General features: G+C 74.1%; 17 protein-coding genes and 1 pseudogene. 6 read left to right on the top strand and 12 right to left on the bottom strand.

Annotated elements, in window-relative coordinates:
• Nucleotides 1-755 (top strand): annotated as a pseudogene (locus tag ETD96_RS44895) (hypothetical protein); the annotation flags it as partial.
• Between the two features lie 29 nt (nt 756-784).
• On the opposite strand, the gene ETD96_RS19780 reads toward ETD96_RS44895, so the two are convergent.
• Genes ETD96_RS19780 through ETD96_RS19770 form a run of 3 tightly spaced genes read right to left on the bottom strand, consistent with a single transcriptional unit; the run spans nt 785 to nt 4354 of the window.
• Nucleotides 785-2152 (bottom strand): MFS transporter, encoded by a 1368-nt coding sequence (locus ETD96_RS19780; RefSeq protein WP_240807888.1) that lies wholly within the window; start codon nt 2150-2152, stop codon nt 785-787.
• Between the two features lie 7 nt (nt 2153-2159).
• The gene (locus tag ETD96_RS19775) at nt 2160-3005 is read right to left on the bottom strand and encodes an SDR family NAD(P)-dependent oxidoreductase (protein ID WP_138637951.1); all 846 of its coding nucleotides are present in this window, start codon (nt 3003-3005) and stop codon (nt 2160-2162) included.
• Entirely contained in the window at nt 3002-4354 is a 1353-nt protein-coding gene (locus tag ETD96_RS19770; protein ID WP_138637950.1) for a flavin-containing monooxygenase, read from the bottom strand. The genes ETD96_RS19775 and ETD96_RS19770 overlap by 4 nt, the downstream gene beginning before the upstream one ends.
• 126 nt (nt 4355-4480) lie before the next feature.
• Between ETD96_RS19770 and ETD96_RS19765 the strand changes: the two genes are divergently transcribed.
• Entirely contained in the window at nt 4481-5614 is a 1134-nt protein-coding gene (locus tag ETD96_RS19765; protein ID WP_138637949.1) for a helix-turn-helix domain-containing protein, read from the top strand.
• Between the two features lie 15 nt (nt 5615-5629).
• Here the strand turns inward: ETD96_RS19765 and ETD96_RS19760 are convergent, their stop codons facing one another.
• The 4 genes from ETD96_RS19760 to iolB form a co-directional block, all read right to left on the bottom strand.
• Nucleotides 5630-6445 carry an ATP-binding cassette domain-containing protein gene (locus ETD96_RS19760; protein WP_138637948.1) on the bottom strand — a complete coding sequence of 272 codons (816 nt, stop codon included), beginning with the start codon at nt 6443-6445 and terminating at the stop codon, nt 5630-5632.
• Complete coding sequence (locus ETD96_RS19755) at nt 6442-7503, bottom strand: ABC transporter permease (RefSeq protein WP_138637947.1); 1062 nt, start codon at nt 7501-7503, stop codon at nt 6442-6444. Before ETD96_RS19755 ends, ETD96_RS19760 begins: the two co-directional genes overlap by 4 nt.
• Nucleotides 7500-8489 carry a sugar ABC transporter substrate-binding protein gene (locus ETD96_RS19750; RefSeq protein ID WP_138637946.1) on the bottom strand — a complete coding sequence of 330 codons (990 nt, stop codon included), beginning with the start codon at nt 8487-8489 and terminating at the stop codon, nt 7500-7502. The genes ETD96_RS19755 and ETD96_RS19750 overlap by 4 nt, the downstream gene beginning before the upstream one ends.
• 125 nt (nt 8490-8614) lie before the next feature.
• Nucleotides 8615-9472: a 5-deoxy-glucuronate isomerase gene (iolB, locus tag ETD96_RS19745; RefSeq protein WP_138637945.1), complete on the bottom strand. Its 858-nt coding sequence runs from the start codon at nt 9470-9472 to the stop codon at nt 8615-8617.
• A 110-nt stretch (nt 9473-9582) separates the two neighbouring features.
• Between iolB and ETD96_RS19740 the strand changes: the two genes are divergently transcribed.
• A complete protein-coding gene (locus ETD96_RS19740; RefSeq protein WP_138637944.1) occupies nt 9583-10611 on the top strand; it encodes an RNA-guided endonuclease InsQ/TnpB family protein in 1029 nt (342 codons plus the stop codon).
• A 41-nt stretch (nt 10612-10652) separates the two neighbouring features.
• On the opposite strand, the gene iolC is transcribed toward ETD96_RS19740, so the two are convergent.
• Both iolC and ETD96_RS19730 read right to left on the bottom strand, forming a co-directional pair.
• Nucleotides 10653-11621, bottom strand: coding sequence for a 5-dehydro-2-deoxygluconokinase (iolC, locus tag ETD96_RS19735; RefSeq protein WP_138637943.1), 969 nt, complete (start codon nt 11619-11621; stop codon nt 10653-10655).
• Nucleotides 11618-12622: a Gfo/Idh/MocA family protein gene (locus ETD96_RS19730; protein ID WP_138637942.1), complete on the bottom strand. Its 1005-nt coding sequence runs from the start codon at nt 12620-12622 to the stop codon at nt 11618-11620. The genes iolC and ETD96_RS19730 overlap by 4 nt, the downstream gene beginning before the upstream one ends.
• 178 nt (nt 12623-12800) lie before the next feature.
• On the opposite strand from ETD96_RS19730, the gene ETD96_RS19725 reads away from it, so the two are divergent.
• On the top strand, nt 12801-14315 hold the full coding sequence (locus ETD96_RS19725) for a nitroreductase family deazaflavin-dependent oxidoreductase (protein WP_138637941.1): 1515 nt from the start codon (nt 12801-12803) through the stop codon (nt 14313-14315).
• A 138-nt stretch (nt 14316-14453) separates the two neighbouring features.
• Here the strand turns inward: ETD96_RS19725 and ETD96_RS19720 are convergent, their stop codons facing one another.
• Nucleotides 14454-14927 (bottom strand): VanZ family protein, encoded by a 474-nt coding sequence (locus ETD96_RS19720; RefSeq protein WP_138637940.1) that lies wholly within the window; start codon nt 14925-14927, stop codon nt 14454-14456.
• A 164-nt stretch (nt 14928-15091) separates the two neighbouring features.
• Nucleotides 15092-17488, bottom strand: coding sequence for an endopeptidase La (lon, locus tag ETD96_RS19715; protein WP_138637939.1), 2397 nt, complete (start codon nt 17486-17488; stop codon nt 15092-15094).
• Between the two features lie 194 nt (nt 17489-17682).
• Here lon and ETD96_RS19710 point away from each other — a divergent pair, with 194 nt between their 5' ends.
• Nucleotides 17683-18315, top strand: a complete 633-nt coding sequence (locus ETD96_RS19710; RefSeq protein WP_138637938.1) for a TetR/AcrR family transcriptional regulator — start codon at nt 17683-17685, stop codon at nt 18313-18315.
• Nucleotides 18312-18887, top strand: a complete 576-nt coding sequence (locus ETD96_RS19705) for an SRPBCC domain-containing protein (protein ID WP_138637937.1) — start codon at nt 18312-18314, stop codon at nt 18885-18887. Before ETD96_RS19710 ends, ETD96_RS19705 begins: the two co-directional genes overlap by 4 nt.
• Nucleotides 18888-18897: 10 nt before the next feature.
• Here ETD96_RS19705 and ETD96_RS19700 read toward each other — a convergent pair whose 3' ends face one another.
• A complete protein-coding gene (locus ETD96_RS19700; protein WP_138637936.1) occupies nt 18898-19671 on the bottom strand; it encodes a PP2C family protein-serine/threonine phosphatase in 774 nt (257 codons plus the stop codon).
• Nucleotides 19672-19995: the final 324 nt, after the last annotated feature.

The following is a 19995-nucleotide window of genomic DNA, read 5'->3' as shown; positions in this document are numbered from 1 at the left end:
CCGCCGGGACGGGCGGCGCGGCGTCCGGGTCGGGCGGGTTCCTGTCCGCGGTCGGCGGCAAGGCGGGCGTCGCGATCGCCGGCGCCGCGATCGCCGGGAGCGCCGCCGCCGGCGCCGGCGTCTACGCCGCGACGCGTCCCGACCGCGACACCACCGCCGCCGCCGCGGCCACTCCGACGCCGTCCGGGCAAAAGATGTCGTTCGGCGGGTTCTCGGTCACGGTCCCGGTGGGATGGCGGCGCACCGAGCTGACGAACCTGCCGGGCAGGCCCCAGGGCAACTACTGGGTGAGCACCCCCGGCCCGTGCTCCCCGCGGACGATCGGGGGTCCCCCGCCCGAGGGGCGCGACGCCCGGATCTACCAGAACAACTGCCCCGGGTTCCTGGTCATCGGCGAGCCGTGGGCGAACGACACCGAGACCGGCTGGAGCAGGTTCGCCCTGAACCGCCCCTGGGGGCCGGAGACCGAGGCGTTCCGCACCTGCCCGCGCCGGGGCGACCTCAACGGCATCGGCACCGAGGCCGACCGGGAGCGGCCCGCCCGCTCCGCGACCGCCGCCGTCGGGTCGCGGCAGGCCCAGTACCGCGAATGGCGCCTCCGGTGCCTCTTCCTGACCGGCGCCAGGCAGTTCCAGCCCGCCGGGCCGTCCTTCGTCCAGCGGTACTGGTACCTGGCGCAGCCCCGGCTCCTCATCCTGGACGAGTGGGACACCCCGGGCCTCGACAAGATCCTCGCGAAGGCGGAGTGGTCCTGACGGGCGCTGAGTGGTCCTGACAGGCGCCGCTACCGCGCGGGCTCGGGCGCGTCCGCGTGCGCGCGGTCGAGGGAGAAGCGGCGCTGGAACACGACGGCGACCGCCATCAGCGCGGCGGGGACGACGGTCACGCCGATGAGGAGGGCCAGCAGCGCCGAGTCCGGCTGCGCGACGGCGCGGCCCTCGGTGGTGGAGACGAAGCCGCCGAGCGCGAGGGCGGCGGAGTACACGTACGGGCCGATGGCGGTACCGGTCGCGTCGGTCGCCGTCCAGACGCCGGTGTAGGCGCCGGCGCGCGCCGTCCCGCGCGACTCGGCGGCGGCCACCACGTCCGGGACCATCGAGAACGCGAAGAGCTGGAGGCCGGCGAAGGCGACGCCGAGCACGGCGATGACGGCGGCGGTGGCGGGCAGCCCCAGCATGTCCCCGGGCCACAGGGCGAGCGGCCCGAGGACGAACGCGCCCTGGCACAACAGCAGCGCGCGCTGCTTGCCGGTCCGCCGCGACACCCGCGTCCAGACGGGCCCGGCGATCGCGGCCGGGACGAGGAAGGCGCCCATGAGCACGGCGGTGAGGCCCTCGTCGTCCAGCACGTACTCGGTGTAGAACGGCACCGCGGCGAGGAACAGGTGCGTCGTGACGCCGGTGAACAGGTAGGACAGCACCAGCGCCCGGAACTCGCGGTCCCGCCACGCGATCCGGACGTCGGCGAGGACGGAGTGGCCCTGCCCGTCCGGGACCCGGAACCCGCACCGGTCGGTGAGCCGGCGGACGAAGACGACGGCGACGGCGCCGGTGGCGACGAGCACCCCGGCGAGCAGCACCGCCATCCGCGCGTAGTCGCCGCGCCCGCCCGCCGACACCAGCGCCGGGGCCGCGACCCCGGCGCCGAGCAGGCCCACGGTGAGCAGCAGCATCCGGTACATGAACACGCGGGTGCGCTCGTGGTAGCCGATCCGCAGGTCGGACGGCGTCGTCAGGTACGGCACCTGGAAGCACGCGTACAGCACGTTCCCGGCGATGTAGAAGCAGCCGACCCACAGCGCCGCCGACCAGCCGGAGAGGCCGCCCGGCACCGAGAACAGCCCGATCCAGGCGACCGCGAGGAGCAGCCCCCAGCGCAGCATGCCGCGGCGGTGCCCGGCGCGGCGCGCCTGCCGGTCCGACAGCGTCCCGAACAGCGGGTGCGCGACCGCGTCGATGATCTTCGGCAGCAGCAGTGTCAGCCCGGCGAGGGCGGGCGGCACGCCGAGCGTGTGCGTCATGAAGTACAGCAGCAGCAGGCCGGGGACGGTGACCCACACGCCCATGCCGAGCGACCCGGCGGCGTATCCGGCGAGGTCGCGGCCGCGGGGCCGGGCCCCGGCGCCGGGCGGCGCCTGCGCGGCGGTGCTCACCGGCGGCTCACCGGCGGCCCGCGTGCCGGCGGACGACGCCGGCCGCCAGCTCCGCGCCCGCGAACGCACCCGAGCGGACGCGCCCGGCGAACGTGCGGGCGACGATCCGGTCCGTCAGCGCGGGCAGGTGCCGGGCGAGGAAGAACTCGACGGCGCCGCGCCGGGTCGTCGTCACGTCCCGGCGGGGGCGGCGGGACAGGGCGGCGCGCAGCACCGCGTCCACCACGCCGTCCAGCGGCTCGTAGACGCTCACGCCCTCCAGGGACAGCCCCGCGGCGGCGGTCGAGTCGTGGATCGGGCTGCGCACCGCCGACGGGTACACGCACGTCACGCCGACGTGGGTGCCGATCTCCATGCGCAGCGCGTCCGCGTAGGCGACGAGCGCCCGCTTGGACGCGCCGTACGCGGCGGCCAGGGGCAGCTGCATGACGGCCATGCGGGACGACAGCATGACGACGCGTCCCCGCGACTCGACGAGGGCGTCCACGCACGCCGACGTCACCCGCCAGGCGCCGAGCAGGTTGATGTCGAGCTGGCGGCGGACCTCGTCGCCGGGCGGCAGCTCGGCCGGGGCGGGCCCGCCGATCCCGGCGTTGTTGATCAGCAGGTCGAGGCCGCCGAGCCGCTCGATCGCCGCGGCCACGGCGGCGGGCACCGCGTCGTCGTCGGTGATGTCGCAGGCGAGGACCTCGACCGGGTCGTCCGGCCGGGGCGCGAGGTCCAGGCCGACGACGCGGGCGCCGCCGCCGCTCAGCCGGGCGCAGATGGCGCGGCCGAACGTGCCGGACGCGCCGGTCACGAGGACCCGCAGGCCGCGCGGGTCGCGGCCGCCGGACGGGCGGGGTGTGCTCATGCGGGTGTCTCCTCGCGGTGCGCCGGGGTGAACGGCCGGGCGCCGCCCCGCGCGAGCCGGGCGCGGCCGGCCTTCAGCTCGCGGGGCAGCTCGGCCACGTACTGGTCGAAGTCGACGCGCATCATGGGGCGCCGGTCGCCCCACCGCTCGGTCGCGGCGCGCAGGGCGCGGGCGACCGCGCGCCGCCGCTGCGCCGGAGGCGGCAGCGCGTAGGCGCCGGCGAAGTAGGCCGCCGCCAGCTTGGCCTGGGCCTCGACGATCGGCAGCGCGGCGCCCGTGGACTGCATGAGCCCGACGAAGGCCAGGCCCGGCTCGTCCAGGTGGAAGACGCGCTTGTAGAGCGGGAGCCGCTCGGGGTCGGCGCCCACCAGCTCGCGGGACAGGAACGGGATGCTCACCCGGTAGCCGGTCGCCCAGACGACCACGTCCACGGGGTCGGCGGTGCCGTCGGTGAACACGACCGCGTCCCCGTCGAAGCGCTCGATGCCCGGCCGCGGCGCCACCTCGCCGTGGGTCAGGCGGTGCAGGATCGTGTCGCTGATCGTGGGGTGGTTCTGGAACAGGCCTCCCGCCGGCGCGGGGAGGCCGTAGTCCTGCGGGCGGCCGACGGCGAGCCGCAGCATCGTCTCGGCGACGCGCTGCCTGACCCGCCACGGCAGCGCGGCGAGGGCGCCGCCGGTCGCGTCGGACGGCCGTCCGAACAGGTACTTCGGGACGATGTGGACGCCGCGCCGCGCCGCCAGCAGCACCGGGCCGGCGGCGACGTGCGAGGCGTCCACGGCGATGTCCATGGCCGAGTTCCCCATGCCGACGACGAGCACGCGCCTGCCGCGGAACTGCTCGGCGTCGCGGTAGGCGTGCGCGTGCATCTGCGCGCCGGCGAACTCGCCGGGCGGCGCGGGGTCGGGCCACCGGGGGTCCCAGTTGTGGCCGTTGGCGACCACCACGGCGTCGTACCGGGCGGTGTCGCCGGCCTCGGTGGTCACCGCCCACGGGCCGTCCGCGCCGTCCCGCGCCACGGACGCGACGGGGCTGTCGAAGCGGATGTGCGAGACGATCCCGAAGCGCTCCGCGTAGTCCGCGAGGTAGCCGCCGACCATGTCGGCGGACGGGTAGTCGGGCCAGTGCCGGGGCATCGGGAAGTCGGCGAACTCGGTCCGGCTTTTGCTGGTGTTGAGGTGCAGGGACGCGTAGGCGGGCGAGAGGCCGGCGCCGCGCGCCCACAGCCCGCCCGCGCGGTCGCCCCGCTCGTAGAGCACGGCCTCCACGCCCGCGTCGCGCAGGGCCTTGCCGGTCGCGAGGCCGGCCGGTCCGGCGCCGATCACGGCGACACGGCGGGCAGAGGTCATGAGGGCACTCCTGGAAACGACGCGTCCGCTTGTGGTGGCCTCCAACCCTAGGAACCGCCCGCGCCCGCGAACATGGAGGACGGCACGCATTTGGCGGCCGGGGTTGTGGCGCACCACAATCGGGCCATGAACCAGAGCGATGCCGGCTGGGCGCCCGTGATGGACCTCATCGAGCGGATCTCCCGCGAGGAGGATCTGCTGCCGTCCGTGGTCGCCGGGGTGACGTCGGTGGTGCGCGAGATGTCGGTCCTGCCGCCCGCCGACATCGCCGGGCACACCCGCGCGCTGCTCGCGGCCGCCACCCGCGCGATCGCGGCGCGGCGCGGGCCGACCGAGGGCGAGCTGGCGTTCGTCGCGGAGCTCGGCGTGACCCGCGCCCGGCAGGGCGTGCCGGTCGAGGCGGTGCTGAGCGCGATCCACGTCGCCGAGCGCGGGATCTGGGCGCGGGTCCGGGAGGTCGCCGCCGCCGAGGGCGTCGGCGCGGCGCTGCTGCTGGACGCGCGGGAGCTGTACGACGACTGGGCCGAGGCCGTCCGGTCCCGGCTGATCCGGGCGCACCGCGAGGCGCTGGCGGAGGCGCGGGCCGGAGCCGGGCCCGGCCGGGGCGAGCGGGACGCGGTCCGGCTGCGGCGCCTGCTGGACGGCGGCTCGGCCGCGGCGCTCGCCGCCGCCGAGGCGGGCCTGCCCGCCGGCGGCGCGCTGTGGGTGCTGGCCGCCCGCCCGGCCGGCGCCGGCCGCGGGCACCCGCCGCCCGTCCGGCCGCCGGCGCTGTCCGCGCTGCTGGACGGGCTGCTGTTCACGGTGACGGCCGCGCCGCCGGCGCCGGCCGGTGATGGGGCGGCGCCGGCCGGGCTCGCGGGGCCGGCCGAGGCGGAGCACCTGGCCGCCGCGCGCCGCCTCGCCGTCTCCGCGCTCGCCGCCGCCGAGGCGACCGGGCGGACCGGGGTGGTGCACATCGCCGAGGTGGCCGTGGTCGCGGCGGCGGCCGACCGCACCGACCTCGCCTCCGCCCTGCTCGACCGGTACCGGGCGGCCCGCGCGGACCTCGGCGCGAGCGCCGGGCCGGTCGCCCGCGCGGTGTGCGCCTGGCTGGAGGCGGGCCGCGACGTGACCGCCGCCGCGGAGGCCCTGTTCGTGCACCCCAACACGGTGCGGAACAGGGTCCGGCGGTTCGCGGAGGCCACCGGCATCGACACGTCCGACACCTTCGGCGGCGTCAACGCCTGGTGGCTGTGCCGCGCCTGGCTCGCCCCCGCCTGACCCTCGCGCCGTCCGCTAGGCGTCGGCCTCGGAGGGCGGGGAGGCCGGGGAGGCCGCCGCGTCCAGTTCGTGGGCCAGCTCCTCCAGTTCGGCGCCGCCCGCCATGAGGCCGGTCAGCTCCTCCCGGGTGATCGCGTCCTTGGTGCGGTAGCCGATGCTGCGGCCCCGGTTGAGGATCAGGAAGCGGTCCCCGACCGGGTAGGCGTGGTGCGGGTTGTGGGTGATGAACACGACCGCGAGGCCCCGCTCGCGCGCCTGGAGGACGTAGCGCAGCACCACCCCGGCCTGCTTCACGCCGAGCGCGGCGGTCGGCTCGTCCAGGACGAGGGCCTTGGCGCCGAAGTAGACGGCGCGGGCGATCGCGACGCACTGGCGCTCGCCGCCCGACAGCGTCCCGATGGGCTGGTCGACGTCGCGCAGGTCGATGCCCATCGCGGCCATCTCGGCGTGGGCGGTCCTGCGCATGAACCCGATGTCCAGCCGGCCGAAGCCCTTGCGCTTCTCCGAGCCGAGGAAGAAGTTCCGCCAGACCGGCATCAGCGGGACGACCGCGAGGTCCTGGTAGACGGTCGCGATGCCCCGGTCGAGGGCGTCGCGGGGCGAGCCGAAGGAGACCTCCTCGCCCTGCACCTCGTACGTCCCGGCGTCGTGCCGGTGCAGGCCCGCGACCACCTTGATGAGCGTGGACTTGCCCGCCCCGTTGTCGCCCAGCACGCAGGTGACCTCGCCCGCGGACACCTCCATGTCGACGTCCCGCAGCGCGATGACGTTGCCGTAGTTCTTGCCGACGCCGGCCAGCCGGAGCAGCGGCGCCGCCTTCGCGTCCGTCATGACGACCGCTCCACTCTGCGCCGCACGATCAGGTTCACCACGGTCGCGATCAGCAGCATCGCGCCGAGGAAGAACCGGAACCAGTCGGGGTTCCACTCGGCGTACACGATGCCCTTGTTCGTCATGCCGAAGATGAACGCGCCGATGGCCGCGCCGATCGCCGACCCGTAGCCGCCGGTCAGCAGGCAGCCGCCGATGACCGCGCAGATGATGTACAGGAACTCGTTGCCGATGCCCTCGCCGGACTGGACGGTCGCGAACGCGAACACCAGGTGCATCCCGGAGAACCAGGCGCAGAACGCGACCCCCATGAACAGGCCGATCTTGACCCGGTCGACCGGGACGCCGACCGCGCGGGCGCTGGCCGCCGCGCCGCCCGCCGCGAAGATCCAGTTGCCGGCGCGGGTGCGCAGCAGCAGCCAGGTCGCGATCGCGGTGAACAGCAGCCACCAGAACACGGTGATCTTCACGTTGACGCCGAGGACGTCCACGTCGGAGGCGAACACCGCGCGGGCGGAGCCGAAGCCGTCCATGTCGCGGACGGAGTCGCTGGCGACGTTGCCGGTGAGCGCCTTCGTCACGCCGAGGTTCAGCCCGGCGAGCATGAAGAACGTGGCCAGCGTGATGATGAAGCTCGGCAGCCTGGTCTTGATGTAGAGGATGCCGTTGACCATGCCGAGCGCCAGCGTCACCACGAGCGAGATCGCGACGCCGGCCCACACGTTCAGCGTGAGCTGGTAGGAGGTCAGCGCCGCGATGAGCGCCGACGACGTCACCATCACCCCGGCCGACAGGTCGAACTCGCCGCCGATCATCAGCAGCGACACCCCGACCGCCATGATCCCGAACGTGGAGCCGGCGTACAGCACGGTCGAGAACGACCCGGCGCGCAGGAACGCGTCCGCGACCGCCGAGAAGAACACGAACAGCGCGACGGCGCCGAGCAGCGCGCCGAGCTCCGGGCGGCCCAGCAGCCGCCGGAGCGGCGACCGCCGGGCCAGGCGCTCGTCGGAGCCGGGGCCGGCCACCGGGGGCGGCTCGGCGACCGCCTGCGTCATCGCGTCCCCCGGTTCGCGAACGCCTCCAGGTCGCCCGCGTTCTGCTTCGTGACGATCGCGGGGCCGGTCAGCACCGGGCGCCCGCCGCCGAGGACGTTGCCGTTGTTCTTCAGCAGCCACAGCTGGTCGACGGCCTCGTAGCCCTGCAGGTACGGCTGCTGGTCGACGGCGAACTCGATGGACCCCGCCTTGAGCGAGGCGATGAGGTCCTTGTTCAGGTCGAACGTGCCGATCTTGGCCTTGCTCCCGGTCTCCTTCACCGAGTCGACGGCGGTCGCGGCGAACGGCGCGCCGAGCGTCAGGATCCCGTCGATGGCCTTGTCCGACTGGAGCTTGGCCGTGATGGACGACTTGACGTCCGGCATGTTCGTGCCCTGGACGAACAGGTTCTCCAGGTCGCCGCCGAACGTCTTCTTCGCGCCGGCGCAGCGGGCCTCCAGCCCCACGTTGCCCTGCTCGTGGATGACGCACAGCGCCTTCTTCGCGCCGATCTCGCCGAGCTCGGTGCCGGCCGCCTCACCGGCGATCGACTCGTCCTGCCCGAAGTGCGCGACCGCGCCGAGCTTCACCGACTCCGCCGCGCCGGAGTTGATCGACACGACCGGGATCTTCGCGGCGGCGGCGCGCGCCAGCGCGTCCTTCATCGCGTCGGGCTTGGCGAGCGTGACGATGATCCCGTCGACCTTCTTGTCGATCGCCGCCTGGACGAGCTGCGCCTGCTTGCCGCCGTCCGGGTCCGCCGAGTAGAGGAACTCGACGTTGTCCTTGGCGGCGGCCGCCTTCGCGCCCTTCTGCACGATGTCCCAGAACGTGTCGCCGGCGCCCGAGTGGGTCACCATCGCGATCTTCAGCCGGGGGCCGGCGCCCTCGGGGGCCTCCTCGGACTTCTTCCCGCCCGAGCTGCTGCAGGCGCTCAGCGCCAGCAGCCCAGCGGCGGCCAGGACCGCGAGCCTCCGGGTCGACCCGCGCGCGACAACGCCTCTCATCGGCTGCTCTCCGTTTCTCCCCGAATGTGTCGGTGTGAGGAGTTGATCACAGATGAGGGCGGGCGTGCGCGCGATCCCGCTCACAATTCGGCACCGTCCGGGGGCCGCGGCGCGCGCCCGCCGCGTCAGCGGCGCCCGTCCGCCGAGGTCAGCGGGAGCCGCGGATCGGTCTCCTGCCCGGACCAGGTGTCGCGGATCCACGCGTGCGCGGGGTCGTCGCAGATCCGCCAGGCCCGCTCCGGGGACGGGCCGGCCATCACGTTCAGGTAGTAGAGGTCGTGGCCGGGCGGCGCCATCGACGGCCCGTGCCAGCCGTGCGGGATCAGCACCGCGTCCCCGGTGCGGACCTCGGCGAGCACGTCGATGGGACGCTCCGCCGTGCCGTAGACGCGCTGGTAGCCCATGCCGTCCCCGGCGACCTCGAAATAGTAGATCTCCTCCAGCACCGACTCGCCGGGCCGGTCCTCGTCGTGCTTGTGCGGCGGGAAGGACGACCAGCAGCCGCCCGGCGTGAGCACCTCGCAGGCGATCAGCTTCTCGGCGAACGGGAAGCCGTCCGGCGTGCCGAAGTTGTTGACCTGGCGGCTCGCCGCGCCCGCGCCGCGCAGCTCCACCGGCACCTTCTCGGCCGGGCCGTAGCGGGGCTCCAGCCGGTTCTCGCAGCGGGCGCCGGCCAGCGCGAACCGGCCGCTCCCCCGCACCGTGACCCGGGCGTCGCGCGGCACGTAGGCGAAGTCGCTGACCCGGCTGAACACGTCGTCGCGGCCCGCCAGCTCGAACCGCGCGCCGTCGCACTCCACCGTGCACGACCCGGCCAGCGGCAGCACGATCGTCTCGAACGCGCCGGTGCCGAAGGTGTGCTCGCCGCCGCCGGAGAGGTCGAGGACGCGCAGCGCGGAGTGCGTCCAGCCGGCCGACTCGGGCGTGACGACGAGCCCGTAGGGGCCTTCTCCGGCGGTGCCGGCGGGCAGATGGTGGTTCATCGGATTCCTACAGCGTGGAAACCCCGTCCTTCAGGGCGGGGAGGAAACGCGGAACGATGCGGCACAATGACTCTCCGGGTTGTGTCGGTGGCGGTCGGTATGGTGCGGGCATGTCCCGGTACCGGTTGTGCCCGACCCCCGCCCAAGAGGCGGGGCTGCTGGAGCACTGCTCGCACGCCCGATCGGTGTGGAACCTGGCCGTGGAGCAGCAGGCGTGGTGGACGCCGCGGCGGGGCCCGGCTCCGGGGTATGCCGCGCAGGCCCGGCAGTTGACCGCGGCGCGGGCTGCGTTCGGGTGGCTGGCGGCGGGGTCGCAGACGGTGCAGCAGCAGACGCTGAAGGACTTCGCGCAGGCCATGGCGAACTTCTTCGCGGGCACGCACCGGCGCCCCACCTGGCGCAAGGCGGGGGTGCATGAGGGTTTCCGGATTGTCGGTGCCCGCGGGCGTGCCTGGGATGTGCGGCGGTTGTCGCGCCGTATCGGTGGGGTGCGGGTGCCGAAGGTGGGGTGGGTGCGGTTCCGCTGGTCCCGGCCCGTCCCACCGGGGGTGAAGTCGTTCCGGGTGACCCGCGACCGCACCGGGCGCTGGCATGTCGCGTTGCGCCGGGGGTCGAACAGGCGTGCCCGCGTCAAGGCCGCCGTCGCCCGCCTCAAAGCACGTGAGGCCGACCGCCGCAAGGACTGGGTGGAGAAGACCTCGACGGACCTGGCGCGCCGGTTCGACGTCATCGCCGTCGAGGACCTGAATATCGCCGCCATGACCCGGTCGGCGCGCGGCACCGTCGACGCACCCGGCACGGGTGTGCGCGCCAAAGCCGCGCTCAACCGGGGCATCCTGGCCAACGGCTGGGGACAACTGGTCACCCGCCTGGAGCACAAGGCACCCGGGCGCCTGGTCCGGGTCGACCCGGCGTACACGTCGCAGACCTGCAACGCCTGCGGGCACCGCGCCCCGGACAACCGCGAGAGCCAAGCGGTGTTCCGATGCGTCGCCTGCGGGCACCGGGCCAACGCCGACATCAACGCCGCACGCAACATCAAAGACACCGCCGTGGGACGCACGGTGGCCGCGCGGGGAGGCTGGGCCCTGGCCCGGCCGGCGAACCGCGAACCTCAACCCACTCTCCTCTCTCCGTAGGGGACGGATTGGAATCCCTCGCCTTCAGGCGGGGGAGGACGTCAACCGGTCTCCTTGAGCAGTGCTTCGACCTCGTCCTGCGCGGGCATGGCGGCCGAGCAGGCGATACGGGACGCGACGATCGCGCCGGCCGCGCCCGCGAACTCCACGAGCCGCCGCAGGTCCCAGCCGGCGAGGAGGCCGTGGCAGACGGCGCCGCCGAACGCGTCCCCGGCGCCGAGCCCGTTGGCGACCTCGACCTCGACCGGCGGGACCCGCACGCTCTCCTCCGCCGTCGCGGCGAGGACGCCGTCCGGGCCCATCTTCACGATGGCGAGTTCCGGGCCGCGTTCGAGGATCGCGCGGGCGGCGGCGTCCGGCTCCCGCTCCCCCACCGCGACCTCGCACTCGTCCAGGTTGCCGACGGCGACCTTCGCGTGCTCCAGGGCGCGGCCTGCCCAGTGCGGGGCCTCGGCGGGGTCGTCCCACAGCATCGGCCTGTAGTCGAGGTCGATGACGGTCTGCCCGGGGTGCTCGGCCAGCGCCGCCAGGGTCGCCTCACGGCTGGGCTCCTGGGAGAGGCCCGTGACGGTGCCCCACACGATGCGCGCCCGGCGGATCGCCTCCAGGTCCAGCTCGTCGCGGCGGATCTCCAGGTCGGGCGCCTTCGGATAGCGGTAGAAGTACAGCGGGAAGTCGTCCGGCGGGAAGATCTCGCAGAAGGCCAGTGGGGTCGGCAGCCCGGGGACGGCCGTGACGTACCGGTCGTCTACGCCGTAACCCCGGAGCGCCTTGTGGACGAACCGTCCGAACGGGTCGTCGCCAGTGCGCGTGATGACGGCGGCGCTACGGCCGTACCTGGCCGCCGCCACGGCGACGTTGGCGGGGCTGCCGCCGAGGTACTTGCCGAAGGACTCGACGTCCTCCAGCGGGACGCCGACCTGGTCGGGGTAGACGTCGACGCTCACCCGCCCCATCGTGATGAGGTCGAAGACCGTGGCGGGGTCGCCCGTGGTGGAGCTGAGGGTCATCGGCGCACTTCCTCGGTGCCGACGATCCTGCCCTCTCGCATCGACATCTCGCACGCCTCGGCGAGGTAGAACGCCTCCAGGGCGTCCTCGGGCGGGCACGGGTTGGTGCGGCGGCCGGCGACCATGTCCACGAACGCCTGGATCTCGGCGTCGTAGGCGTCGGAGAAGCGCTCCATGAAGCCGCTGTAGGCGGGCCGGGGCTCGGCGTCCTGTTCGGGCAGCGGAGTGGCGGGCGTACGGTCGTCCAGGCCGGCGACGATGCTGTCCTTGGAGCCGAACAGCTCCAGCCGCGCGTCGTAGCCCGCGGCGTTGTAGCGGGTGGCGGAGACGACGCCGAGCGTCCCGTCGTCGAGGACGAGCAGCGCCGAACCGGTGTCGATGTCGCCGCACTCGCGGAAGAAGTCGTCGCCGCGGTTGGCGCCCGCGGCCATCACGCGGACGACCTCGCGCCCGGTGACGAACCGGATGAGGTCCAGGTCGTGGATGACGCAGTCGCGGAACAGCCCGCCGGACGACGGGACGTACTCGGCGGGCGGCGGCGACGGGTCGAAGCTGCACGACCGGACGGTGTGCAGCCAGCCGAGCCGCCCGGACGCGAGCGCCTCCCGGGCCGCCGCGTTCCCGGCGTCGAAGCGGCGCTGGAACCCGACCTGCACCGGCACCCCGGCGGCGGCCGCCGCCCGGACGGTTTGGAACGTTCCATCAACGTCCGCGGCGAGCGGCTTCTCGCAGAAGACGGGAGTTCGCGCGGCCACGGCCCGCGCCACCAGGGCCGCGTGCGCGTCGGTGGCGGCCGCGACGACCAGGCCGTCCAGCCCGGCCTCGAACAGCTCCCCGACGGTGTCCAGCGCCCGCGCCGGGGACGCGAGGCGGGCCGCGAGGTCGCGCGCGCGGGCGGCGTCCGCGTCGGCGATGAGCAGGGCGTCCACCTCGGGCAGTGCGCGGAGAGCGGCGGCGTGGCGCGCGCCGATGCGCCCCGCGCCGGCCAGTCCGATCCTCATCGATCCCCTCCCGGTCGGCGGTCAGGTGCGTCACGAGTGTCGCTGGACCGTTCCAGCGGCGTCAACGGCGTACCGTCCCCCGGCCGGTAATGAAGGCGTCCGAAAATACCGGCGCTACGCTGACCCGACGCCGCGAACGGGCTGTCGCCCAGGTCGGACCAAGCGCTAGTTTGTCCCCATGCGGATCTTCGTCACCGGCGCCTCGGGGTTCGTCGGTTCCCACACCGTCCGCGCCCTCCTCGCCGCCGGGCACCGCCCGCGCGCGCTCGTGCGCGACCCCGGCAAGGCGGCCGGGGTGCTCCGGACGGTCGGCGTCGCGGTGGAGGACGTGGAACTCGTCCAGGGCGACATGCTGGACGCGGACGCGGTGTCCGAAGCCCTCACCGGCTGCGACGCCGCCGTCCACGCCGCCGCCGCGATCGGCGTGACCGGCGGCGCCGGCGACCTGGTCGAGGTCAACGTCCGGGGCACCCGCAACGTGGTCGGCGGCGCCGTCGCCCAGGGCCTGTCCCCCGTGATCCACGTGTCCACGATCGGGGTGTTCGTCCCTCCGTCCGGCACGGTCATCACCGCGGGCGACGCGCTGGCGAACCCCCGCACCGACTACGGCAGGTCCAAGCTGGCGGCCGAGCGCTACGTGCGCGGCCTCCAGGAGGACGGGGCACCGGTGACGATCGTCTACCCGGGCGGCGTCTGCGGCCCCGACCAGCCCTCGCTCGACGCCCTGATGGAGGGGCTCGCCGCCGCGCTCGGCAAAGTGTGGCCGCTGCCCGGCGGCGGCGTCTCCGTCATCGACGTTCGCGACCTCGGTGAGGCGCTGGCACGTTCCGTCGAGGCGCGCCAGGGCCCGAGCCGCTGGGTCCTGGGCGGGCACTACCTGACCTGGCCGCAGTACGCCGACCTGTGCGACCGCCTCACCGGGGTGAAGTGCCGCCGTGTACGCGTCCCGTCCCGCGCCATGCTCGCGCTGGGCTCGGCCCTGGACGCGGCCAAGCGCGTCCGCCACTTCGACTACCCGCTCACCCGCGACGCGGCCGAGTTCATGGTCACGCTCGTCCCGACCGACGACCGCCCCATCCTGGAGGCGCTCGACCTCACGCTGCGCCCCGTCGAGGAGACCGTCGCCGACGGGCTGCGGTGGCTGGCGCGCAGCGGCCACCTGAACCCGCGCCGGGCCGGACGGCTCGCCGCCGCCGAGGAGAAGCCGATGCCGACCCTGATCCAGCGCACCTTCGGGCCCGTCTTCCACCGGGTCTCGGGCGCCGAATGGTTCGCCAAGGTGGGCCCGAAGGTCGTCCCGCCCGTGGACCGGGCCCTGCACAGGGCGACGGGCGGACGGCTGATGCTCGGCCAGCTCCTCGTCCCGAGCCTCGTCCTCACCGCGACCGGCGCCAAGAGCGGCCTCCCCCGCCGAACGCCGCTCGCCTGCCTGCCCGACCCGGCGGGCGGCTGGTACGTCGTCGGCTCCAACTTCGGCCGCGAGAAGCACCCCGCCTGGACGGGCAACCTCCTCAAGAACCCCGCCGCCGAGGTCAGCTTCCAGGGCCGCACCGTCCCCGTCACCGCCCACCTCCTGGACGACAGGGAGCGCAAGGAGGTCTGGCCCCGCCTCACCGCCGTCTGGCCCGTCTACAACGACTACGTGGAACGCGCCCAACGCGAACTACGGGTCTTCCACCTGATCCCCCGCTGAGCCGAGGCCGGGCGCGGGCCGCCCTTCACGGCTGGGGGCGGGGGTCCAGGCGCATCTCGCGGCGCAGGTAGGCGAACGCGGCACTGGTCTTGCCTCCGACCAGGATCAGGATGCCGATCAGGCCGAGGACGAGAATTGCTAGGCGCCGCGGAGGGCTTTGGATAGGCGGCGGCCCAGGAAGAGGTAGGCCAGGACCACGCCGGACACGTTCAGGATGACGTCGTCTATGTCGAAGGCGCGTCCGACCACCAGGGCGCCCTGGATTGCCTCGATGGTCAGGGAGAGCACTCCGGTCAGGAGGGCCAGGCGTATGGGGCCGCGCAGCGTCGTCCAGACGATGGGCAGCAGGACGCCGAGCGGGGCCAGGAGCGCCAGGTTGCCGCCTATCTGGAAGACGGCCTCCTTGGTGGGGCGGTCCAGGTAGAAGCGCAGTGAGCGGCCGGGGTCGGTGTTGCCGCCGGCCTGGCCGTTGTCATGGACGGGCGTGAGCGTGAGCCTGAACGCGAAGTAGAAGAAGACGCCGAGAAGGCCCAGCGCCACCAGGACGACGAGGACGCGCAAGGCGACGATGTACCACGGGACCCGTTCGCCCGGCGTCGCGGGCTGCCACATTTCCACCAACACCCGGCGGCTGGTCCCCGCCCCGTCCCGGAGTATGCGCGGTCCCGGGTTACGGCCGGGCCCGAATCCCGGCATGCGAACGCCCGCGCCGGATCGGCGCGGGCGTTCGGCCGTGCGTCAGGCGGTCGCCGTGCGTCGAGGGCGTCCGCCGGGCGTCAGGCCGCCACCGCGGTGGTGGCCGGCTCCAGTGCCAGGTCCAGCACCTCGCGGACGTCGCTGACGGTGAAGACCGTCATGTTCTCCAGCACCTCGGCCGGGACGTCCTCGAGGTCGGGCTCGTTCCGCTTCGGCACGATCGCGGTCGTGATGCCGAGCCGGGACGCGGCGAGCAGCTTCTGCTTCAGGCCGCCGATCGGCAGCACCCGCCCGGTCAGCGACACCTCGCCGGTCATCGCGACGTCCGCGCGGACCGGCCGCCCCGACAGCAGGGAGGCCAGGGCCGTCGTCATCGTGATGCCCGCGCTCGGGCCGTCCTTCGGGATCGCGCCGGCGGGCACGTGGACGTGGACGCCGCGGTCCTTCAGGTCGCCGACCGGCAGCTCCAGCTCCGCGCCGCGCGAGCGCAGGTAGGACAGCGCGATCCGGGCCGACTCCTTCATGACGTCGCCGAGCTGCCCGGTGAGCGTCACGCCGGTGTCGCCGGTCTCCTTGTCGGCCAGCGACGCCTCGATGTAGAGCACGTCGCCGCCCGCGCCGGTGACCGCGAGGCCCGTCGCCACGCCCGGCACGCCGGTGCGGCGCTCGCCCCGGCTCAGCTCGACCTCCGGGGTGAACCTGGGCCGGCCCAGGTAGTCCTTGAGGTCGGCCGCGCCGATCGCGACCGGCAGCGCCGCCTTCTCCAGCGCCACGTTCGCGGCGACCTTCCGCAGCACCCGCGCGATCGAGCGGTCCAGGGACCGGACGCCGGCCTCGCGGGTGTACTCGGCCGCCAGCAGCCGCAGCGCGTCGTCGCCGAACGCCACCTCCGACGCCTCCAGCCCCGCCTTGTCGAGCTGGCGCGGCAGCAGGTGGTCGCGGGCGATGGTGACCTTCTCGTGCTCGGTGTAGCCGTCCAGCTCCACCAGCTCCATCCGGTCGAGCAGCGGCCCCGGGATGGCCTCGACCACGTTCGCCGTGGCGAGGAACAGCACGTCGCTCAGGTCGAGCTCCACCTCCAGGTAGTGGTCCCGGAAGGTGTGGTTCTGCTCGGGGTCGAGGACCTCCAGCAGCGCCGCCGTCGGGTCGCCCCGGTAGTCGGCGCCGACCTTGTCGACCTCGTCCAGCAGGACGACCGGGTTCATCGAGCCGGCCTCGCGGATCGCCCGGACGATGCGGCCGGGAAGCGCGCCCACGTACGTGCGGCGGTGGCCGCGGATCTCGGCCTCGTCCCGGACGCCGCCCAGGGCGACCCGGACGAACTTGCGGCCCATGGCCCGCGCGACCGACTCGCCCAGCGAGGTCTTGCCCACGCCGGGAGGACCGGTCAGCGCCAGCACGGCGCCGCTCCTGCGGCCGCCCACGACGCCGAGGCCGCGGTCCTCGCGCCGCTTGCGCACGGCCAGGTACTCGACGATGCGCTCCTTCACGTCGTCCAGCCCGGCGTGGTCGGCGTCCAGGATCTCGCGGGCGCCCGCGATGTCGTAGGCGTCCTCGGTGCGCTCGTTCCACGGGATGTCGAGGACGGTGTCGAGCCAGGTGCGGATCCAGCCGCCCTCGGGCGAGGCGTCGGACGACCGCTCCAGCTTGTCGACCTCCTTCAGCGCCGCCTCGCGCACCTTCTCGGGGAGGTTCGCGGCCTCGATCCGGGCCCGGTAGTCGTCCTCCTCGTCGGCGGGGTCGCCGTTCAGCTCGGCCAGCTCCTTGCGGATGGCCTCCTGCTGCTGCCGCAGCAGGAACTCGCGCTGCGTCTTCTCCATGCCCTCCTGGACGTCCTTGCGGATCGTCTCCGCCACGTCCAGCTCGGCGAGGTGGTCGCGGGTCCAGCCGATGAGCAGCTCCAGCCGCTCGACCACGTCGACGGTCTCCAGGACCTCGATCTTCTGCTCGTCGGTCAGGTAGGGCGCGTACCCGGCGTTGTCGGCCAGCGTGGACGGGTCGTCGATCTGCTGCACCACGTCCACGACCTGCCAGGCGCCGCGCTTCTGCAGGATCGCGCCGACCAGGCCCTTGTACTCCTTGGCCAGCTCCTGCGCCCGCCCGGACGCCGGCGGCGCCTCGATCACGGCGCCCTCGACCCACAGCGCCGCGCCGGGGCCGGTCGTCCCGGTTCCGATCCGCACCCGGGACACGCCGCGGACGACCGCGCCCGGCTCGCCGCCGGGCAGCCGGCCCTCCTGCTCGACCACGCCGAGGGTGCCGACGTCGGAGTACCGCCCGTTCAGTCTGGGCACCAGCAGCACCCGCGGCTTGGCCGCCGACCGGATGCCCGGGCCCTTGGACTGGGACACCGCCCGCGCGGCTTCGATGGCCGCCCGCACCTCGCCGTTCTCGGAGAGGTCCAGGGGGACCACCATGCCGGGCAGAACGACCCCGTCTTCCAGGGGCAGCACCGGCAGCGTCAGGGTTTCGCTCATGCTCAGCTCCAAGTCCGTCATCGACCCAACCTCAAGTTGAGTCATACACACTCAAGAAAACGGAGCTGCATTTTGTTTCCGCAGCAACGTTCGCTCTGAGCGATCAAGGCCGACTTTCGATACGGGCGTTGCGTAATCCTGCCCCGCCGGGCTACCGTGGAATTACGAAACGACCGTATCGAAAGGAGGGCTGGATGCCTCCCGCACGGCCGCGCCGCGGCCGCCCCCGCGACCCGGGCGCCGACGAGCAGATCCTGCGGGCCGCCGAGGAGCAGCTCCTGGCGCACGGCTACGCCGCGTTCACCGTGGACCAGGTGGCCCGCGCGGCGGCGGTCGCCAAGACGACGCTGTACCGGCGCTGGCCCACCAAGGACCACCTCGCCATCGCCGTCATCGCCCGGATGCAGGACGAGGTGCCGGTGCCCGACACCGGCGACCTCCGCGCCGACCTCGCCGACTACCTGGAGCAGATCGCGCTCGGCCTGAACCGGACGCGGAGCGCCGGCCCCGGGCACCCGCCCGGCGACCCCTCGTCCGGCCTCGTGGGCGAGCTCGTCGCCGCCGCCGCGCGGCACCCCGACATCGGAGCGCTCGTCCGCGCCGTGTTCGAGCAGCGCAACGCGCTGGCCATCGGGCTGATCGACCGGGCCCGGCGGCGCGGCGACCTGCGGCCCGACGCCGACCCGGCGCTGCTGTTCGACCAGCTCGCCGGCGCCCTGTACTACCGGCTCCTGATCACCGGCCAGCCCATCGACCGCGCCTACGCCGAACACCTGGTCGACGCCGCCCTCCGCGGCGTCCTGCCCGTGAAGGAGAACCCGGCATGACCATCGCTCCGTCCACCCCCGCCCGCCCGGACCACGGCGAGCGGGCACCGCGCCGGAGACGGCGCCGCCTCCTGGCCGCACTCGCCGTCGTCGCCGCCCTCCTCGCGGGCTACACGGCCTGGACGAACCTGCGCCCCTTCACGCTGCGCACCTCGATCGAGCTGGACGCCACGCCCGAGCAGGTGTGGACGGTCTTGGCCGACCTGCCCGCCTACGCGCAGTGGAACCCGTTCATCGTCTCCTCCGAGGGCAGGTTGGAGAAGGGCGCCACCTTGCGCAACGTCTTGCGCGACTCCGGCGGCGACACCACCTTCACCCCGACCGTTCTCGCGGCCGACCCCGGCCGCGAGCTCCGCTGGATCGGCAAGATCGGCCCCGGCGGGGTCTTCGACGGGGAGCACCGGTTCCGCATCGAGCCCATCGCGCCGGGCCGCGTCAGGCTCATCCAGAGCGAGGAGTTCAGCGGCGTCGCGGTGCCCTTCGTCCGAGGCCAGCTGACCGACCGGACGCTGCCCCAGTTCCACGCGATGAACAAGGCCCTCGCGCAGCGGCTCAAGGACGTCCGCTCCTGACCGCGCTCGTTCAGCGCTGAGCCCTCTCTACGCGGATGACGAGAGCGGTGGTGTTGTCGCGGGTGCCCTCGTCCAAGGCGTACTGGACGAGGGCACGTGCGCCGTCGAGCAGGGCGTGGCCGCGCAAGTGCGCGCGCAGGGCGGCGGGGTCGGACAGGTGGCGCCACAGTCCGTCGGTGCACAGGAGCACGTGTCCCGCGCCCTGCGGACGGTAGCTGCGGGTCCGCGGCTGCGGGTCGCCGGCGTCGGCGCCCAGCCAGGCCGTCAGGACTTCCTGCGCGTCAACGTCGTCCTCGGTCAGGGCCATTCCCGGGCCCTCGTCGGGGAGCCAGTAGGCGCGGCTGTCGCCGACCCAGCTCGCCCAGACGCCGTCCGGACCGGTGACGGCCGCGACATAGGTGCAGGCGGGAGCCGCGTGGACCGAGGCGGCGAGAGCGGCCACGGCGCGGGAGGCGCGGAGAGCGGCCTCGTCCAGGGCGTGCTCGGGAAGGGCTCCCGGCAGGCGCGCGGCCAGCACGGCGGCGGCGGTGTCGGCGGCGACGCGCGCCGCGCGGTCGGCGCGGGGCGACATCGAGACCCCGTCGCAGACGGCGGCGATCCTCCACGGGCCCGCGGCGGCGAGGGCCGCGGCGTCGGCGTTGACGGCGCGGCCGGCGCGGTCGGTGACGGCGGCGGCGGTGGGGGTGGCGGTCTCCAGGTGGGCGCGGTAGGCGGGCTGGCGGGTGCCGCAGTCCCAGCAGTGGCCGTCCGGGGCGACCGTCCCGCCGCACGAGGTGCAAGGCATGACGCAAAGGATGCCGGAAGGCCGCCCCGGGCAATGCGGAGGCAAAGACCACTTCGCGATCTTGATTCTTTGCACGGAGCGCGTTTACGCGCACATGACGGCCGGGTACCTAACGCAACGAGATCGTGACACACGGTGAACGAAAGATCCTCGGGGCGGCAAAGTCCCAGGTCGGGAACCAGGAGGAGTCGAGATGCGACGCACCGGGCGGCCCCTTCCCGCGTTCCCCCTCCCCGGCGGCCCGGCCCGTACGGCCGAGGGCGTTCGCGGCGCGCTCCACGCCGGCGCGCGGCGACACACCTCGGGTTCTCGGCCGTACCCGGC

The sequence above is a fragment of the Actinomadura geliboluensis genome, assembly GCF_005889745.1.
In the GTDB taxonomy this organism is placed as follows: Bacteria; Actinomycetota; Actinomycetes; order Streptosporangiales; family Streptosporangiaceae; genus Spirillospora; species Spirillospora geliboluensis.
The sequence above is the reverse complement of the archived record's forward strand: the minus strand, read 5'-3'. Positions and strand labels throughout refer to the sequence as shown.

Coding starts and splice junctions, on each gene's coding strand:
- ETD96_RS19765 (WP_138637949.1), top strand. CDS start 4,481: ATGAACCAGAGCGATGCCGGCTGGGCGCCCGTGATGGACCTCATCGAG.
- ETD96_RS19740 (WP_138637944.1), top strand. CDS start 9,583: ATGTCCCGGTACCGGTTGTGCCCGACCCCCGCCCAAGAGGCGGGGCTG.
- ETD96_RS19710 (WP_138637938.1), top strand. CDS start 17,683: ATGCCTCCCGCACGGCCGCGCCGCGGCCGCCCCCGCGACCCGGGCGCC.
- ETD96_RS19705 (WP_138637937.1), top strand. CDS start 18,312: ATGACCATCGCTCCGTCCACCCCCGCCCGCCCGGACCACGGCGAGCGG.
- ETD96_RS19730 (WP_138637942.1), bottom strand. CDS start 12,622: ATGAGGATCGGACTGGCCGGCGCGGGGCGCATCGGCGCGCGCCACGCC.
- ETD96_RS19755 (WP_138637947.1), bottom strand. CDS start 7,503: ATGACGCAGGCGGTCGCCGAGCCGCCCCCGGTGGCCGGCCCCGGCTCC.
- ETD96_RS19725 (WP_138637941.1), top strand. CDS start 12,801: ATGCGGATCTTCGTCACCGGCGCCTCGGGGTTCGTCGGTTCCCACACC.
- ETD96_RS19760 (WP_138637948.1), bottom strand. CDS start 6,445: ATGACGGACGCGAAGGCGGCGCCGCTGCTCCGGCTGGCCGGCGTCGGC.
- iolC (WP_138637943.1), bottom strand. CDS start 11,621: ATGACCCTCAGCTCCACCACGGGCGACCCCGCCACGGTCTTCGACCTC.
- ETD96_RS19720 (WP_138637940.1), bottom strand. CDS start 14,927: ATGTGGCAGCCCGCGACGCCGGGCGAACGGGTCCCGTGGTACATCGTC.
- ETD96_RS19775 (WP_138637951.1), bottom strand. CDS start 3,005: ATGAGCACACCCCGCCCGTCCGGCGGCCGCGACCCGCGCGGCCTGCGG.
- ETD96_RS19750 (WP_138637946.1), bottom strand. CDS start 8,489: ATGAGAGGCGTTGTCGCGCGCGGGTCGACCCGGAGGCTCGCGGTCCTG.
- iolB (WP_138637945.1), bottom strand. CDS start 9,472: ATGAACCACCATCTGCCCGCCGGCACCGCCGGAGAAGGCCCCTACGGG.
- ETD96_RS19700 (WP_138637936.1), bottom strand. CDS start 19,671: ATGCCTTGCACCTCGTGCGGCGGGACGGTCGCCCCGGACGGCCACTGC.
- lon (WP_138637939.1), bottom strand. CDS start 17,488: ATGAGCGAAACCCTGACGCTGCCGGTGCTGCCCCTGGAAGACGGGGTC.
- ETD96_RS19770 (WP_138637950.1), bottom strand. CDS start 4,354: ATGACCTCTGCCCGCCGTGTCGCCGTGATCGGCGCCGGACCGGCCGGC.